Raw genomic sequence first — 15452 nt, 5'->3', positions numbered from 1 at the left:
GTATTTTTTATCGAAGTTCTAAAAGTACAACATTTTCAACATGATGCGTCTGCGGAAACATATCTACAGGGCGCACACGAGTTACTTTGTATTTTTCATCCATTAAAGCTAGATCGCGTGCTTGAGTTGCAGAATTACAGCTCACATAAACCACTTTTTTAGGAGCAATTTTTAAAATTTGCTCTACAACATCTTTATGCATTCCGTCGCGAGGCGGATCTGTAATAATAACGTCTGGTTTTCCGTGCTGTGCAATAAAAGCTTCATTAAAGACTACCTTCATGTCACCAACAAAAAACTCGCAATTTGTAATATTATTGCGTTCTGCATTGGCTTTAGCATCAATAATAGCTTCAGGAACACTTTCTACTCCAATTACTTTTTTTGCTTTTTTAGAAACGAACTGAGCAATGGTTCCCGTTCCTGTATATAAGTCATAAACTACTTCATTTCCTGTAAGTCCAGCAAAATCTCGTGTTATTTTATATAATTCGTAAGCTTGATCAGAGTTGGTTTGATAGAAAGATTTCGCATTAATGCTGAATTTTAAACCTTCCATTTCTTCCAAAATGTAGTTTCTTCCTTTGTAAAGAATGACATCCTGATCGTAAATTGTATCGTTTGGTTTTCCGTTTACAACATATTGTAATGAAGTAATTTGAGGGAATTTCTCGAATAAATGGTCAAGAATTAATTCTCGGTTTTCTTTATCTTCTTCAAAAAACTGAATTAAAACCATGATTTCTCCAGTAGAAACTGTACGAATCATAACCGTTCTTAATAATCCAGAATGTTCTCTCGGATTAAAAAACGCTAAATTGTGTTCGTTTGCAAAAGCTCTAATTTCGTTACGAATGGCATTTGAAGGATCTTCTTGTAAATGACATTTGTTGATGTCTAAGATTTTATCCCACATTTTAGGAATATGAAAACCTAAAGCGTTTCTGTTCCCTAAATCTTCAGTGCTTCCAATTTCTTTTTCAGTTAACCAACGGCTGTTAGAAAAAGAAAATTCCATTTTATTTCTATAGAAAAACTGTTTCTCAGAACCTAAAATTTCTTCAAATTCCGGAAGTTCGATTTTTCCTATTCTTTGTAAGTGATTTTTAACTTCATTTTGTTTAAATGCAAGTTGCTGGCTGTATTTCATATTTTGCCATTTGCAACCTCCGCATACACCAAAATGTTCGCATATTGGCTCTACTCTATATTCAGATAATTCGTGAAATTTTACCGCTTTACCTTCGTAATACGCTTTTCTTTTTTTTAGTGTCTGTACGTCTACAACATCTCCAGGTACCACATTCGGAATAAAGATAACTTTTCCGTCAGGTGCTTTGGCTACTGAAACCCCTTTTGCACCAGCATCAAGAACTTGAATTTGATGAAAGACAATTTTGTCTGTATTTTTTCTTCCCATAGCGCAAAAATAAGCCTTTGAAAACTTTTACAAATTTAATTTTAGAAAAAATTTAGAAATTCTTCAAAATATTAGTTTAATTGGGGATAAAAGCTAATTTTGTTTTCGTAATAATCCCAATAAAATTACATATTAACCTGCTATTTTTATCTTTTTATGAAGTTGTATCACAAACTTTCACAAATCAGCTTTCTTAAAAAAAGTTATGCTTTCAAATTTTTATTTGTTGCTTTTATCGGTATACATATTCCCTTAATCGGAATCTTGTTTTTTGTTCTATTTTTTGAACATAAAGTATCCTCAGCTTCTATTCTTATTTTTTCTTTAATTATGACATTGCTGGCAACAGCAATAACGCTTTTGGTTTTGAATAAACTGATAAAGCCAATTGCTATAGCCTCAAAAGCATTAGATGACTATAGAGATTCAAGAAAAATAGCTGCTTTGCCAACAGATTACACAGACGAAGCAGGTCTGCTTTTGTGTAACATACAGGAATCTATTAACGAAGCAGAGAATTTTATAAACGAAAAACAGGATCTAGTGTATATGCTTTCGCACGATTTGAAAAATTTTGCAGGAAATCCGCAAGGTTTAGCGAAGCTTATTATAAGCGAAGAACCATCAGAATCGGTTAAAAATATGGCCGAGCTAATTTGCGAATCCACTGAACTGCAATTTAGATACATCGAAAATTTTATCAAATTGTTAAAAGAACAAGATGATGTTGTAAAAGTAAACCCAGAAGTGAAGACAGTTTTGTTTTCGAATATTGTGCCTTTTATTAACGAACAAGTTGAGCAGCGTTTGTTGGATAAAAATATAAAAATGGATTTGGTTTTGGAATGTAATGAAGCAAAACTGAAAATAGACGAGGGACTTTTGGTTCAGGTATTGGTAAATCTAATAAGCAACGCCGTTAAGTTCTCTTATTTTGATAGCGAAATTAAAGTCAGAATCTTTTCTGCAGATTCAAAATTGATTATAACGGTTAAAGATTACGGAATGGGTTTTGATCGAAATCAGATTGAGGAATTATTTAAAAAATTCACCAAAATGAGCCGTTTAGGAACCGCAAACGAAGGTTCTACAGGAATCGGATTGTATTTGTGCAAAAAAATCATAGAAAGAAACAAAGGTCGATTGACCGCATCTAGCGAAGGAAAAAATAAAGGTGCAGAATTTAAAATAGAATTCGACGTTTAAATAAAAAAAAAATAAGGCTGTAAGATTTTATTCTTGACAGCCTTTTTATTTTAACAGTAAAGATTTACCAAAGCTGATGAACAGAAGGTTTGATAAGGTCATTATAGATTTTATTCATTGCTGAAATCTGCTCTGAAGTTAATTTTGGAGTGTCATAAACCGATAAATTTGATAAAACATGTTCTGTTTTGGATGCTCCAGGAATAATACAGCTTACTTCATTAAAACTCAAAATCCATTGTAACGCGATTGCGGCTAGATTTTTAGATTCTGGAAATAAAGCTTTTAATTCTTCAACAGCTTTTAAGCCCAATTCGTAATCAATTCCAGAAAAAGTCTCGCCTTTATCAAACGCTTCTCCGTTACGATTAAAATTTCGGTGATCCTGAGTGTCAAAAGTTGTTTTTGCATCAAATTTACCTGTTAAAAGTCCGCTTGCTAATGGAACTCGGGCAATAATTCCGATATCTTTCTTTTTAGCTTCCGCGAAAAACAATTCTGAAGGTCGCTGACGAAACAAATTGAAGATAATCTGAACCGTTGTTACGTTTGAATATTCAATGGCTTTTAAAGCTTCTTCAACTTTTTCAACGCTTACACCGAGATTAAGAATTTTTCCCTGATCTTTTAGTCTATCAAAAAGTTCAAATATTTCTGGACGATAGTAAACTTCAGTCGGCGGACAATGCAGCTGAATCAAATCAAGCGTTTCTAATCCCGTTCTTTTTAAACTGTCTTCAACAAATTTTTGAAGTACTTTTGGCGTATATCCCTCATTCACATGCGGATTAATTTGGCGTCCGCATTTTGTGGCAACAAAAATACGTTCAGAACGAGAACGAACCACTCTTCCAACAGCAGTTTCGCTTAATCCATTTTCGTAGACATCGGCCGTATCAATAAAGTTTACACCATTATCAATAGCAGTATTCAAAAGTTCATCGGCAGTTTTATCATCAAAACCCGATCCCCATTTTCCGCCAACTTGCCAAGTTCCAAGTGAAATTTCAGAGATATTAAAATTGGTTTTTCCTAGTTTTCTGTAGTTCATTTTTTTTTAAGATTCTAAGGTTCTAAGTTGCTGAGATTCTAAGTTTTTTTTAAAGTTGCTGAGATTATAAGACACAAAGTTTTTTAAATTATCCAAATCTTAGCACCTTAGAACCTTAGCAACTTAGTATCTTTTTAGTCAAATAAATCCGAAGACAAATAACGATCACCGCGGTCGCAGATTACGGCAACCACAACTCCAGATTCTAATTGTTCTGCAATTTTTAAGGCAACTGCAACAGAGCCTCCGCTGCTCATTCCTGCAAAAACACCTTCTTCCAGCGCTAATCTTTTGGTCATTTCTCGTGCTTCTTCTTCGCTCACATCTACAACAGTGTCCACTTTAGAAGCATCAAATATTTTAGGAAGATATTCCTGTGGCCATTTACGGATTCCAGGAATCTGAGAACCGTCACTTGGCTGTGCGCCAACGATCTGAACATTTGGATTTTTTTCTTTCAAATAAGTAGAAGTCCCGATAATAGTTCCTGTTGTTCCCATTGCCGAAACGAAATGCGTTACCGTTCCGTCAGTATCATTCCAAATTTCAGGCCCTGTTGTTTTGTAATGCGCTTTCCAGTTATCATCATTAGCAAACTGGTTCAGCATTAAATAGCCTCCTTGCGCTACTTTTTTATCGGCATAATCTCTAGAACCAATAATTCCTTCGCTTGCAGGCGTAAGAATAACTGTTGCGCCATAAGCACGCATAGTTTGAGTACGTTCTTTGGTAGAATCTTCGGGTAAAACCAGTTCGATTTCAATGCCAAATAACTGAGCAATCATAGCAAGCGCAATTCCAGTGTTTCCGCTGGTTGCTTCAATTAATTTGTCTCCTTTTTTGATATCGCCTCTTTCTAATGCTGCAGCAATCATATTGTATGCCGCTCTATCTTTTACGCTTCCTCCAGGATTATTTCCTTCTAGTTTCAGTAAAAGTTTTACATTTTTATTTTTAACTAGATTGACCGTTTCCATCAAAGGAGTATTGCCAATTAGGTTTAATAATTTATGTGAATTCATGTTATTTTTTTTCTTTTATTTTAACGTCGGTCGTAGTGGTGTTTAAAACGATAGAATCTTCTGGAATAGATTTGGTAACCCATGCATTTCCTCCAACAACACTGTTTTTTCCAATCACAGTTTCTCCGCCCAGAATTGTTGCATTGGCATAAATGCAGACATTGGCTTCAACGGTCGGATGTCTTTTTGCATTTTTCATGTCTTTGCTTACGCTTAATGCACCAAGCGTAACACCTTGATAGATTTTTACATGTTTCTTGATAACGGTAGTTTCACCAATTACAATACCAGTAGCGTGATCGATAAAAAATGGCGATGCAATATCGGCTCCTGCGTGAATATCTGTACCTGTAATTCTATGTGCGTATTCGCTCATTAATCGAGAGAATAACAATAAATCTAAATGATATAATTCGTGACTAAGTCTGTAAATTGCAATGGCATAAAAGCCTGGGTAACCCAAGTAGACTTCATCAATGCTGTTTGATGCAGGATCGTTTTCAAGGATATATTCGGCATCTTGATTTAGTTTTTCTAAAACTCCAGGAAGTTTCTCTAAAAAGCGATCCCAGATCGATTCGCATAAATTTTGAGGTTTTTTACAAGCCAAAACCGCAATTTCTTTAAAGCGAAACTCTAGTTCATCAATGCTTTCGTCAAGTGCGGCATTCGAATCAAAAAGCGTGTAAAAAAGCTTTTCTGTAAAGTCTTCTGTTTTGGTTTTAATACCGTAATTTATGTGTGAGTGGCTCTTTAAAGCTCTTATATTTTGTATGATATTGTCTTTTGTCACAATGGTAAAAATGAATGAATAATTTTGGAACGTTAAAAGTAAGGCGTTTTTTGGAAATAAAATCACGATTTAACGAAAGAAATTTACTTTGAGAGGTTTGATTTGTGATAAAAAGCAAATTCTAAACGGTTCTTATTTATGCAATTCTTAAGAAGTTAATTGCGTAAATTAGCTTTCAAAATATACTAAAATGAAAAATAAGCCAACATTTACGAGTGCAATTTCTGGGATCTCTTTTAATGAAAATGAGAAAATTTACGGAAGAGCAATTCATGATCCTATCTTGGGATTGATTAAAAAGGAATATCCTGATTTTAATGCCGAAGATTGCATTTCTATAAATGAATTGAATGTCTACCGCCAGAAATACATTTCAAATTATCTTTCTACCGAAATAGGAGCACTTTCGGCAATGGAGAAAAATGTCATTTCTTCATTAAAAGAAGATAAATCGATTGTAAGCATTGTAGAAGAGGAGGAAGAAGCTAGAAACTTAGGACAAAAAGTGGCCGATAAAGTAGCTGATTTTGGTGGGAGCTGGACTTTTATTATTTCGTTTGTTGTTTTTATTACGATTTGGATTGCTTCAAATGTTTATATTTTTCTAAACAAAGGTTTTGATCCCTATCCATTCATTCTTTTAAATTTAATACTTTCTTGCGTTGCAGCTTTGCAGGCGCCGGTTATTATGATGAGCCAAAACCGTCAGGAAGAAAAAGATCGTAATCGCGCTAAAAAAGATTTTATGATCAACCTGAAATCGGAATTGGAGATTAGATTAATTCATGATAAAATTGATCATTTAATTATGCATCAGCAGCAAGAACTAATCGAAATTCAGAAAGTGCAAATCGAAATGATGAATGATATTTTGGATCAGATTAAGAAATAAAAAGTTGTTAAAATACCAATTTTTTTAAATCCCAAATTCCAAAAGGAGTGAAGCGAATTTTTAGAAAATCTAAAATCTAAAATCTAAAAATAAAAGTGTTTGAAATAATAGCCGCCGAGCATAAAAATGAAATTTACCACGGCAATGTTCCAAACGATTTTTTTGTGATTTCTAGACTTATCTAAGAAATGAAACACGATAAAAAGGAAGAGTAAGAGACAAGTATAAATGGCCGGATACATTTTAAAAGCACCAAAAAAATCACCTTGAAAAAGTAAGAATAGAGAGCGCTGAAATCCACACCCTAAACAGTCATAACCAAAGAAGGTTTTGAATAGGCAAGGGATCATGTATTTCTCTAAGCTCATGGTGAATCTTTTTTGCAATTTTACTAAAAAAATATGACAAACGTTTGGAGTGGTATAGAACAAGTACTTGAAAGTTTTATACTTTTGAAATCTTAAAATACAGGAAGGATGAAAACTTTTAAAATTATAATAATGATTCTTGCGATTTCGGTTGCGCTTTATGAGCAAGTTTCAGAGGAAAAAAACATCTATATCATGATTGCTGCAATTGTAGTTTTCATGTTCGGAATGATGCAGCTTAGTGCTAAAACACCAAGTAAAAATAACGATAAAGAAGAGTAGAATGCTGGCAAAAGGAGATAAGGTTTCTGTACTTGATGAAGCCATAAACGGAACGGTGATTTCGGTTAAAAACAATGAAGTTTTGATTGAAAGTGAGGACGGATTCATGATGACATTTTTGGTCAATGAACTGATTAAAATACAAGAAACCAGTAATTTAATGAATTCTATTAAAAGAATTGATTTAGATGAATTTTCAAAAGAGAAAACAGAGCCAAAACCGAGAAGTTTTGTTAAAGAAAAGAAAGATAAACGCGATGTTGGTGTTCCAGAATTTGATTTGCATATCGAAAAACTAGTTCCAAATAAACGCGGAATGTCTAACTATGATATTTTGACCTTACAGACCGAAACGGCAAAAAGACATATTGAATTTGCGATTAGAAATCGCATTCCGAAAATCGTTTTTATTCATGGTGTGGGCGAAGGAATTTTGAAAGCCGAACTTGATTTTTTATTGGGCCGTTATGACGGAATTGATTTCCAAGATGCCAATTATCAAAAATATGGACTTGGAGCAACTGAAGTTTATATAAAACAAAACAATAAATAAAACCGCTTTTTTTAAGGGAAAAGATAAATTGCAAAGCATAAAAAAAACGTCTGTTTTTTGAAAAGATTTATACTTAAATCAAGACAAAAAACAGACGTTTTTTTTTGTAAGAATTATTTCGGCTGATTTCTTTTTAGAAATCTATATTTTTAGTCGGTTGCATCTCTGGTAACTTTTCCAAGAACGAAACTGCTTCCAAGTTTAAAGCTACTTTTTCCTTTTTGTAAAATTACGTTTTTAAGAACAATCGTGTGTTCATAAACTTGCCCTGTTCGCGTCGTCGTTACTTCAATAATTCCACTTGCGTTTGCTACACCCAGTTGGCCTGTCCATGTTTCATCGATTGCAGGAGAACTTGGCTGTACTTTAGCGCAAATAAAAGCTGGTGTAATAGATCCAGTTTCTGTCAATGCGGTTCTGTAAAATACTTTGTTTTGTGTTGCTGTTATTAAACTTGTACGAGGTTGATTGCTAGCTGTAATTACATTTACGATCAAAGCAGGATCGATATCTTCAATCGATAAATAAAATGAATTGTTGTAATTGTAAGTTTTGTTGTCACATTCATAAGCCGACCCATTCGGATTGGTTTTGAAAGTCAAATCGGCCTTAGTTACATTTGTGTTGTATGTTCCAAACACAAATTCAGCTTCTGTTTGGTTTCCTGCTGGTTTTGCAAATGTGATATTTCTAAAAATAATGCTATGTTCGTAACCCTTTATTCTTGTGCTTCCATCAGTTGCACTTGAATCTACTAGCTGAGTTGTCGCAACTTCAATCAAACCTTCAACGGCATTCCATTCTTCAGTTACTTTTGGAGTGGTAGGAGGTATTGCGCCACAAATATTATCTTTTGCTACAGTTCCGTCATAAGCTCTATAAACTACACGGTATGATCCTTTTCCATTTGCGTCAATAGTATACGTGTAGGTTCCTTGATCATTAATAATTGCTCCTTGAGGCAATTGAAGCAAAAGCGCTTCCTGAGATTTTAGTTTATAAATTAAAGTATTGGTTAACGGATCACAGGCTGACGATTCCTGTACATCAGCAAAATCTATTTCGTCTACAGTTAAATCTCCATCATCGCATCCGTTCAAAAAGAGAGCGAACAATAGGAGGGCAGCATATTTTTTCATCGTAAAATTTATTTGGGTCAAAAATAGTGAAAAAATTGCCAAATGATATTTAAGATTTGACAATTGATATTTCTTAACTTTGCAGCAATGAAAAAAGTATATCTAGATAATGCCTCAACAACTGCCATGCGTCCTGAAGTAATTCAGGAAATGACAAAAATAATGCTTGAGGATTACGGAAACCCATCGTCTACACATAGTTTTGGTCGAAACGGTAAGACCATATTAGAACTTTCTAGAAAGAGTATTGCAAAACACTTAAATTGCACTGCTCAAGAAATAATTTTCACCTCTGGCGGAACAGAAGCCGACAACTGGATTTTACGCTCTGCTGTTGAAGATTTGAAGGTGGAGAGAATTATTACTTCAAAAATTGAACATCATGCTGTTTTGCATACTGTTTGGGTGCTTCAGGAAGAATACAATATTCAAGTTGATTATGTAAATGTAAATGCAGATGGTAGTTTAGATCTAACGCATTTGTCTAATTTATTATCCGAAGAAAAAAAGACTTTGGTTAGTTTAATGCATGTCAATAACGAAACGGGGGCAATTTTAGATCTAGATCGTGTAAGTTTGATTTGCAAGCAGTATAGTGCTTTGTTCCATTCAGACACAGTTCAATCTATCGGAAAAACAGAAATCGATCTGCAAAAAACGCCTATTGATTTTATTTTGGCGAGTGCACATAAATTTCACGGGCCAAAAGGTATTGGATTTGCTTTTATTCGAAAAAATTCGGGTCTGCAACCTTTGCTTTTTGGAGGAGAACAAGAAAAAGGTCTTCGCGCAGGAACCGAAGCGGTGCATCAGATTGCTGGTATGGCAAAAGCTTTGTCTATTTCTTATGAAAAATTAGAGGAAGAAAGAATTTATATTTTAGGAATAAAAAATTATCTAATAGAACAATTAGAAATTCATTTTCCAAATTTTAGAATTAACGGAAAAAAAGAAGATTTCTATAACATTATCAATATCATTCTGCCATTTTCGTCAGACAAAACTTCGATGTTGCTTTTTAGTTTAGATATGAAAGGAATTGCTATTTCTAGAGGAAGCGCTTGCCAGTCTGGAAGTATTAAACCATCGCACGTTTTAAACGAAATGCTTTCGGAGACCGATTTAAAATTACCAAATCTCCGAATTTCATTTAGTCATTACAACACCAAAGAAGATATCGATTGGCTTATCGAGAGCTTGAAAACGGTATAAGTTGCTAAGGTTCTGAGATGCTGAGATTCTAAGTTTTTTTAACCGCGGAGTGCGCTAAGAATTACGCAAAGGTCGCTAAGTTTTTTTAGAGCCATTAAAATGAAAAAGTTCGCAAAGCTTGTTTTGATAAAGCTTTGCGAACTTTTTTACTCTATTTAGATTCTCAACAAAAGCTTCTTTGCGTACTTTGCGGTAAAAACTAAACTCAAAGTTTTTGAAACCTGAAACTTGAAACTTGAAACTTGAAACCTGAAACCTGAAACTTGAAACAAAAAAGCTATTTGCGTATAACTTTTACCTGAGAATCTTTAGTTAATTTGATTATCGTAGACGATTTCCCGTTTATTTTGTCTTGGTTTAATTTTACAACATAATCAACACCATTAATAATTTCTGGACTAATGTCCTTGAAAGCTATTGGTGTCGGTTGTCCAGAAATGTTAGCAGAAGTAGAAACCAAAGGTTTTTTCATTCTCTCCATCAATTTGAAGCAGAAAGGTTCCTTTACCAATCTAACTCCTAGCGATTTGTCTTCAGCAATAATATTTGGAGCAACATTTCTAGCATCATCAAGAATTAAAGTAGTTGGTTTCTCCGATAAATCCCAGATTTGCCATGCAACTTCAGGAATCTCTTTAAACACATTGTACAGCATCTTTTCGCCATTCATTAAAACAATCATGCTTTGTGTTTCTGCACGCTGTTTTAATTTGTAGATTTTAGCAACAGCTTCTGGGTTTGTAGCGTCACAGCCAATTCCCCAAACTGTATCTGTCGGATAAAGAATGATTCCGCCTTCTTTGATTACTTCGTATGCGTTTATAATTTCTTGATTGATATTTTCCATTAGAAAAAGACTTTTATTTTGGCAAAGATAATAATTCAAATTCCCGAATTAGATATTTATTAATTTATCATTAATTCGCTACATAAATTTTGATGTTACTTTTTTAATTTTATTTTTGTAATATATTTTTTATTTTTAATGATATTTTTTTTAAAAAAGTAAATTTATTCTTAATTTTGTGTAAATTTTTATACGTTTAATCTTAAAAATACCCAAAAATGAAAAAATTATTATTTAGTGTTTTAATTGCCGCATCGTTATTTTCATGTAGTAATAATGATGAAGAACAAGTTTTATCTGTTGCTGATAAAAAAGAAGTATCTATGAAAAATACAGATGGTACTATAGTTACAGCAATACAAACTGAGGCATTTGAAAAAATAATTTCTAATCTTAAAAAAGCAAATGAGAATGATAAGGCAGCTTCTTTGACTGCTAAGTATAAAGATGATAATGGAACGATGAAATTAATTGGTTCTGCTGGAAAATCATCTAGTTCTTCTGCTAAATCTGCAGCTCAAATTACATTTCAATACAGAGCCCATGTAACTGGGAAACCGGAAAACGGGCATGGCTGGTTACCTTGGTTTATACTTGGTACACCAGTCGGTACAATGGGAGAAAGCAGAAGATTAGAGGCAATTCAATTTTCAAATGCGTCTTCTATACCATTTTTTCAGGCTAGAGCCCATGTACAAGGGCACGGTTGGTTGCCATATGTGGGATTGGGAGATGTTGTAGGAACTACAGGGCAAGAACGTAGAGCAGAAGCTTTTCAAATTTTTGTTCCAGCAAGTTTTGCAAATCAGGTTGTTTACAGGGTTTATGTTCAAAACATTGGTTGGATGCCATATGTAAATAATGGTGAAATTGCAGGAACTACTGGACAAGGATTGAGAGTAGAATCTTTCCAAATGAATATGGTAGTTATAGAATAGATTCTGGTAAAAAAAATATACAACTAATAAAAAAAATCGGTTTTCTATTTGAGAACCGATTTTTTTTTTAGTTGTATGATAAGTTTTTTTAGAAGTCAGTTTTTATTATAACTGACTTTTTTTATTTCTATTTTTTGTTAAACTCATTAAAGGATGTTCAATATATTTAAAGCTAAGTTGACAAATAAGAATTAAAGGTATGATTGATAATGTAATAATAGACCAATATTCAATATTAGTTAATGCTTTTGCTTCTTCAAAACCAATTATATAATAAAATATAATAAAAAGTAAAATACCATGAAGTAAATATATGCTGTAAGTAATTTGACCCAATTTGCGAGAAAATGCACTTGACAAAACTCCGAAAAAATTGTTTCCAGAAGCAATTATTAAAAATACGATTGATGCTGATATAATTGGAAATGGTTTTCTGCCGCTGTTGAAAAAATAGACTGAAACAGCTAATAATAACAGTGCTAATATGGTGTACTTTTTTTGTTTTAAAATCGTATTAAACTTTTTTGTATTTATTAATAATGCAACACAAATTCCGCCAACAAAAGGCATAAAATGCCTTAATGACGATTTGTTTATAACCATAATTATTGCGGCGGTAATTGTAAAACCGATTAAAGCCTTATAGTTGATTTTTATTTTAAAGAACAATGCAATAAGAGGTAATAAAAAGTAAAAAACCCATTCGTAAGGCAATGTCCAAGTAATTCCAGCATTTAGAATAAAAGTATTTTCTAAGCCATTTAAGTTTGAATTTTTCTTGCTGACGTTAAAAAATATCCAGGAAAGAACACTTTTTAAGTTCTCTGAAAATGGAACTCTAATATTAAAATTAGTCAAGCAGGCCACTAGAATAAAAATGACAATTATAGAAAAAATATACATTGGGAAAAGCCTTAAAAATCTTGATTTAAGATAGTTTGACCAGTCAATTTCTCTAGTTTTATTAGTGAGTAATTTGGTTGTAAATAGAAAACTAGTAATTATGAAAAAGAAGACGACTGAAGTTTCTCCAAATTGATTGAATAAATTAGATTCAGGATCTTTCCAATCTGTAGTTTTTAGAAATACTTGCCAGATAAACGCATGATGCAAAAAAACAAAAAAAGCCAAGTAGCCTCGTAACCCGTCAATTTCAGGATATTTCATTTCTGGAAGATCGATTCTTATTATTTTGTTTACGAGCAAAACGGAGAGTACTAAAACAACTAGAATTGGAATAAAAAATGCGTAAATGGTGAAATTCATTTTTACTGTGTGATAAAGTATACTGTTGTTTCAATTCTTAACTTGAAAAAATGAACAGATATTATTGTTTTTTTTGCAAACATACTCAATCCTAAATAATTATTGAAAGAATAGTCTGTAAAAAAAAAAAATAATAATTTAAAGTAAAGGGTTGATGAAAAAAAGATTGTATAGGGTTAAAAATGTTATCAGATAGTAAAATACAAAGACGTAAAAATCTTTTTAGCCTCAAATTGATATTTAAAATGAAAAAGCAATTATGACAATGAAATTTTAATTTGAGGAAAGTTTTTTTAAATACTGCTTTTTTTTAAAACTACGTTCTCGCACCATCCTTCGATAGTATATTGATGCAAAATGGAATCTGGAATTTTCTCGTATTCATTTTCAAAAAAAGCCACAGGTATAACCGGTTTTTTTTTGTCAATAATCAGAATATTATTTGGATTGTAAAAATCGTAGTTTTTAATATCGTGATTTGTTGTTATAATTTTTTTTTCCAGTCCTAAGCTTTCAAAAATTCTAAAAGTTAATCCAATCTGTCCATCTCTATGAATGTCTAACAGTACTTTCGATCGATCTGCGTAGTCATTAACTTCTGATAAAGGCACATGCTTGTTAATATACGTAATGCCATCAGTTCCTGTTTTAGGCTCATTTTTTTTATCGTAAACAATAAACTTGAAGTTTATATTTTTAGATTTTAATTCGTTAGCTATTCGAATTAAGGTAGAAAGCCTTTTATCTATTGTGCTAATATTAAAAACACCATATTCTGCGGGAATTTCTTTATTAGAAGATGTGTTTTTCGTATAAATCCAATTAGGAGCAAAACTCAAATTAAAGTTTGCACAATCTTCTTTTTCAAATGAATAGACTTCATCAAAACTAGGAATAACTCGTTTAATTTTTGGACAGCGGTAAATATTGTCATTAAAAAAGCCGATGGATTTTTTAGTGAATTTTTTAAATTTTAAAATACTATTAGAATCAATAAAATCGCCTTTTATAGTTAGAATTACATCTTGAATCTCATGGTTTTTTTCTAATTCTTTCAGTATTTCTTTCCCGTGATGTAGGGTTTTTAGATTCTTTTTAAAAAAAGCTTTCAAAATAAAATTATAAACCCTGTGAAAAACAGAAGGATATTTGTATCTATAATCTCTAAAATTTATATGGCGTACATTATGTCCTTGTTTTTCTAGAGCTGAAGAAATGCATTCGTTCATTCCTAAATTATCTAGGCTTACTAGTGTTATATTCATTAATTAGCTTGATTTGTTTCTAACTCAATTTTATAGGTATAATTTGTAATATTTTACTTAGTACTAGTTGATTGTTTTTTTGTAATTTTACATTAAAATCTCATTGTATACTTTTAGGTACTCTGCTGCAGCTGTTTTCCAATTAAAACTTGCTGCTCTTTGTTTAAAAAACAATTCATTTTCATTTTTATTATTTTCATAGGTATTTAATCCGTCAAATAATACTGTTTTCATATTTTCAGGATCAAAATCTGACCAGTATTTTGCAGCAGTCCCTCCAATTTCGGGTAGAGAAGTTTTATCAGATAAAAAAGTTGGTTTTCCAAAACTCATTGCTTCGATGGGCGGTAGGCCAAAACCTTCTCTGATTGAAGGAAAAAGAAATGCAGTACAATTTTTCATAAAAAACTGTTTGCCTTGATCGGTTACTTTTCCCGTTAAAAAAACTTGATCCGTTAAGCCATTATGACTTATAAGCTGTTTTATTTTTTCGCCGTATTTTTTATCATTGTTACCAGAAATAATTAAATTGTAATCTTTGATTAATTTCATCATGTTGATGATTGATTCAAAGTTTTTTCTTTCAATAAAATCACCAATTGTATAAAAGAAAGGCTTATCTGTAGGAACATTTGGTACGTATGAAGATGTGTCTAGAAATTCGGTGATTGGATTTCCGTTGTGGATAACATATTCTGGAATGTTTGGAACATTAAAATATTGGTGCGTTTGTTTTTTTGCAAATTCTGATATGTAGGTAACAGCAGTTGCTTTATTTAGCTTTTCTAAAAAAAGTTTGTTTCTTTTATGATTAATATCAGAAGATACTTCTTCGGTAAAATTTACATCGTGAATTGTAAGTAGATACTTTGTTTTTGTAAAAGGCTCAACTTTTATGTTTTGATTTACAGAATGCCATAAGTCATATTTTTTACGAATTCTAAAGAATTTCATTCGTGATAAATTATTGTACTTGTTGTAATTGAATTTTTTTCCAAACTCGCTTTCAAGAAATTTTATATCCGTAGCGTTTAATGTTAGTTTTAAGTTTTCAAATTCTAACTGAGATAAACCTTTTATTAATTCATAATTGAAAGTTCCTAAACCAGTAGCTCTGTTATTTATGTTATGGGTTTCTAGAAAAACAGTCTTTTGTTGTGACATCCTTTATTTTTTTACGAAAATACAATATTAATTT

The 15452-nt window shown here is 32.2% G+C and carries 16 protein-coding genes; 6 read left to right on the top strand and 10 right to left on the bottom strand.

Annotated features, from left to right (window positions below; all coding sequences use genetic code 11):
• Positions 1-7 precede the first annotated feature (7 nt).
• Positions 8-1420: a 23S rRNA (uracil(1939)-C(5))-methyltransferase RlmD gene (gene rlmD / locus ACFO3N_RS11200; RefSeq protein WP_379797756.1), complete on the bottom strand. Its 1413-nt coding sequence runs from the start codon at positions 1418-1420 to the stop codon at positions 8-10.
• A 330-nt stretch (positions 1421-1750) separates the two neighbouring features.
• Between rlmD and ACFO3N_RS11195 the strand changes: the two genes are divergently transcribed.
• On the top strand, positions 1751-2626 hold the full coding sequence (locus ACFO3N_RS11195; protein ID WP_379797754.1) for a sensor histidine kinase: 876 nt from the start codon (positions 1751-1753) through the stop codon (positions 2624-2626).
• Positions 2627-2690: 64 nt separating this feature from the next.
• On the opposite strand, the gene ACFO3N_RS11190 is transcribed toward ACFO3N_RS11195, so the two are convergent.
• The 3 genes from ACFO3N_RS11190 to epsC form a co-directional block, all read right to left on the bottom strand.
• Positions 2691-3677: an aldo/keto reductase gene (locus ACFO3N_RS11190; RefSeq protein ID WP_379797752.1), complete on the bottom strand. Its 987-nt coding sequence runs from the start codon at positions 3675-3677 to the stop codon at positions 2691-2693.
• A gap of 134 nt (positions 3678-3811) precedes the next feature.
• Complete coding sequence (gene cysM, locus ACFO3N_RS11185; RefSeq protein ID WP_095930941.1) at positions 3812-4699, bottom strand: cysteine synthase CysM; 888 nt, start codon at positions 4697-4699, stop codon at positions 3812-3814.
• Position 4700: 1 nt separating this feature from the next.
• On the bottom strand, positions 4701-5492 hold the full coding sequence (gene epsC, locus ACFO3N_RS11180) for a serine O-acetyltransferase EpsC (protein ID WP_095930983.1): 792 nt from the start codon (positions 5490-5492) through the stop codon (positions 4701-4703).
• Between the two features lie 190 nt (positions 5493-5682).
• Between epsC and ACFO3N_RS11175 the strand changes: the two genes are divergently transcribed.
• Positions 5683-6384 carry a DUF1003 domain-containing protein gene (locus ACFO3N_RS11175; protein ID WP_095930940.1) on the top strand — a complete coding sequence of 234 codons (702 nt, stop codon included), beginning with the start codon at positions 5683-5685 and terminating at the stop codon, positions 6382-6384.
• An 83-nt stretch (positions 6385-6467) separates the two neighbouring features.
• On the opposite strand, the gene ACFO3N_RS11170 is transcribed toward ACFO3N_RS11175, so the two are convergent.
• Positions 6468-6734 (bottom strand): DUF2752 domain-containing protein, encoded by a 267-nt coding sequence (locus ACFO3N_RS11170; RefSeq protein WP_379798157.1) that lies wholly within the window; start codon positions 6732-6734, stop codon positions 6468-6470.
• A gap of 126 nt (positions 6735-6860) precedes the next feature.
• Between ACFO3N_RS11170 and ACFO3N_RS11165 the strand changes: the two genes are divergently transcribed.
• Both ACFO3N_RS11165 and ACFO3N_RS11160 read left to right on the top strand, forming a co-directional pair.
• Positions 6861-7034, top strand: a complete 174-nt coding sequence (locus ACFO3N_RS11165; RefSeq protein WP_008462622.1) for a hypothetical protein — start codon at positions 6861-6863, stop codon at positions 7032-7034.
• Between the two features lies 1 nt (position 7035).
• Positions 7036-7587, top strand: a complete 552-nt coding sequence (locus tag ACFO3N_RS11160; RefSeq protein ID WP_379797748.1) for a Smr/MutS family protein — start codon at positions 7036-7038, stop codon at positions 7585-7587.
• Positions 7588-7736: 149 nt separating this feature from the next.
• Here the strand turns inward: ACFO3N_RS11160 and ACFO3N_RS11155 are convergent, their stop codons facing one another.
• Entirely contained in the window at positions 7737-8726 is a 990-nt protein-coding gene (locus ACFO3N_RS11155; protein WP_379797745.1) for a hypothetical protein, read from the bottom strand.
• 87 nt (positions 8727-8813) lie between these two features.
• Between ACFO3N_RS11155 and ACFO3N_RS11150 the strand changes: the two genes are divergently transcribed.
• Positions 8814-9938 (top strand): cysteine desulfurase family protein, encoded by a 1125-nt coding sequence (locus ACFO3N_RS11150; RefSeq protein ID WP_379797743.1) that lies wholly within the window; start codon positions 8814-8816, stop codon positions 9936-9938.
• A 277-nt stretch (positions 9939-10215) separates the two neighbouring features.
• Here the strand turns inward: ACFO3N_RS11150 and ACFO3N_RS11145 are convergent, their stop codons facing one another.
• Positions 10216-10785 (bottom strand): L-threonylcarbamoyladenylate synthase, encoded by a 570-nt coding sequence (locus tag ACFO3N_RS11145; RefSeq protein WP_379797740.1) that lies wholly within the window; start codon positions 10783-10785, stop codon positions 10216-10218.
• Positions 10786-11003: 218 nt separating this feature from the next.
• On the opposite strand from ACFO3N_RS11145, the gene ACFO3N_RS11140 reads away from it, so the two are divergent.
• The gene (locus ACFO3N_RS11140) at positions 11004-11723 is read left to right on the top strand and encodes a hypothetical protein (protein WP_379797738.1); all 720 of its coding nucleotides are present in this window, start codon (positions 11004-11006) and stop codon (positions 11721-11723) included.
• A 105-nt stretch (positions 11724-11828) separates the two neighbouring features.
• Here ACFO3N_RS11140 and ACFO3N_RS11135 read toward each other — a convergent pair whose 3' ends face one another.
• The 3 genes from ACFO3N_RS11135 to ACFO3N_RS11125 form a co-directional block, all read right to left on the bottom strand.
• Positions 11829-12890 (bottom strand): acyltransferase family protein, encoded by a 1062-nt coding sequence (locus tag ACFO3N_RS11135; RefSeq protein ID WP_379797736.1) that lies wholly within the window; start codon positions 12888-12890, stop codon positions 11829-11831.
• Positions 12891-13282: 392 nt separating this feature from the next.
• Complete coding sequence (locus ACFO3N_RS11130) at positions 13283-14254, bottom strand: WaaS/CpsH family glycosyltransferase (protein WP_379797734.1); 972 nt, start codon at positions 14252-14254, stop codon at positions 13283-13285.
• A gap of 87 nt (positions 14255-14341) precedes the next feature.
• Positions 14342-15418 (bottom strand): glycosyltransferase family 4 protein, encoded by a 1077-nt coding sequence (locus tag ACFO3N_RS11125; RefSeq protein ID WP_379797732.1) that lies wholly within the window; start codon positions 15416-15418, stop codon positions 14342-14344.
• Between the last annotated feature and the right edge of the window lie 34 nt (positions 15419-15452).

The organism is Flavobacterium chungangensis (genome assembly GCF_042654045.1).
Lineage (GTDB): Bacteria > Bacteroidota > Bacteroidia > Flavobacteriales > Flavobacteriaceae > Flavobacterium > Flavobacterium chungangensis.
This window is presented reverse-complemented; position numbering and strand designations above follow the sequence as displayed.

What these genes read in the sequence shown, in the direction of transcription:
- rlmD (WP_379797756.1), bottom strand. Translation starts at nt 1,420, where the DNA reads ATGGGAAGAAAAAATACAGACAAAATTGTCTTTCATCAAATTCAAGTT.
- ACFO3N_RS11195 (WP_379797754.1), top strand. Translation starts at nt 1,751, where the DNA reads ATGACATTGCTGGCAACAGCAATAACGCTTTTGGTTTTGAATAAACTG.
- ACFO3N_RS11190 (WP_379797752.1), bottom strand. Translation starts at nt 3,677, where the DNA reads ATGAACTACAGAAAACTAGGAAAAACCAATTTTAATATCTCTGAAATT.
- cysM (WP_095930941.1), bottom strand. Translation starts at nt 4,699, where the DNA reads ATGAATTCACATAAATTATTAAACCTAATTGGCAATACTCCTTTGATG.
- ACFO3N_RS11175 (WP_095930940.1), top strand. Translation starts at nt 5,683, where the DNA reads ATGAAAAATAAGCCAACATTTACGAGTGCAATTTCTGGGATCTCTTTT.
- ACFO3N_RS11170 (WP_379798157.1), bottom strand. Translation starts at nt 6,734, where the DNA reads ATGATCCCTTGCCTATTCAAAACCTTCTTTGGTTATGACTGTTTAGGG.
- ACFO3N_RS11165 (WP_008462622.1), top strand. Translation starts at nt 6,861, where the DNA reads ATGAAAACTTTTAAAATTATAATAATGATTCTTGCGATTTCGGTTGCG.
- ACFO3N_RS11160 (WP_379797748.1), top strand. Translation starts at nt 7,036, where the DNA reads ATGCTGGCAAAAGGAGATAAGGTTTCTGTACTTGATGAAGCCATAAAC.
- ACFO3N_RS11155 (WP_379797745.1), bottom strand. Translation starts at nt 8,726, where the DNA reads ATGAAAAAATATGCTGCCCTCCTATTGTTCGCTCTCTTTTTGAACGGA.
- ACFO3N_RS11150 (WP_379797743.1), top strand. Translation starts at nt 8,814, where the DNA reads ATGAAAAAAGTATATCTAGATAATGCCTCAACAACTGCCATGCGTCCT.
- ACFO3N_RS11145 (WP_379797740.1), bottom strand. Translation starts at nt 10,785, where the DNA reads ATGGAAAATATCAATCAAGAAATTATAAACGCATACGAAGTAATCAAA.
- ACFO3N_RS11140 (WP_379797738.1), top strand. Translation starts at nt 11,004, where the DNA reads ATGAAAAAATTATTATTTAGTGTTTTAATTGCCGCATCGTTATTTTCA.
- ACFO3N_RS11135 (WP_379797736.1), bottom strand. Translation starts at nt 12,890, where the DNA reads ATGAAATATCCTGAAATTGACGGGTTACGAGGCTACTTGGCTTTTTTT.
- ACFO3N_RS11130 (WP_379797734.1), bottom strand. Translation starts at nt 14,254, where the DNA reads ATGAATATAACACTAGTAAGCCTAGATAATTTAGGAATGAACGAATGC.
- ACFO3N_RS11125 (WP_379797732.1), bottom strand. Translation starts at nt 15,418, where the DNA reads ATGTCACAACAAAAGACTGTTTTTCTAGAAACCCATAACATAAATAAC.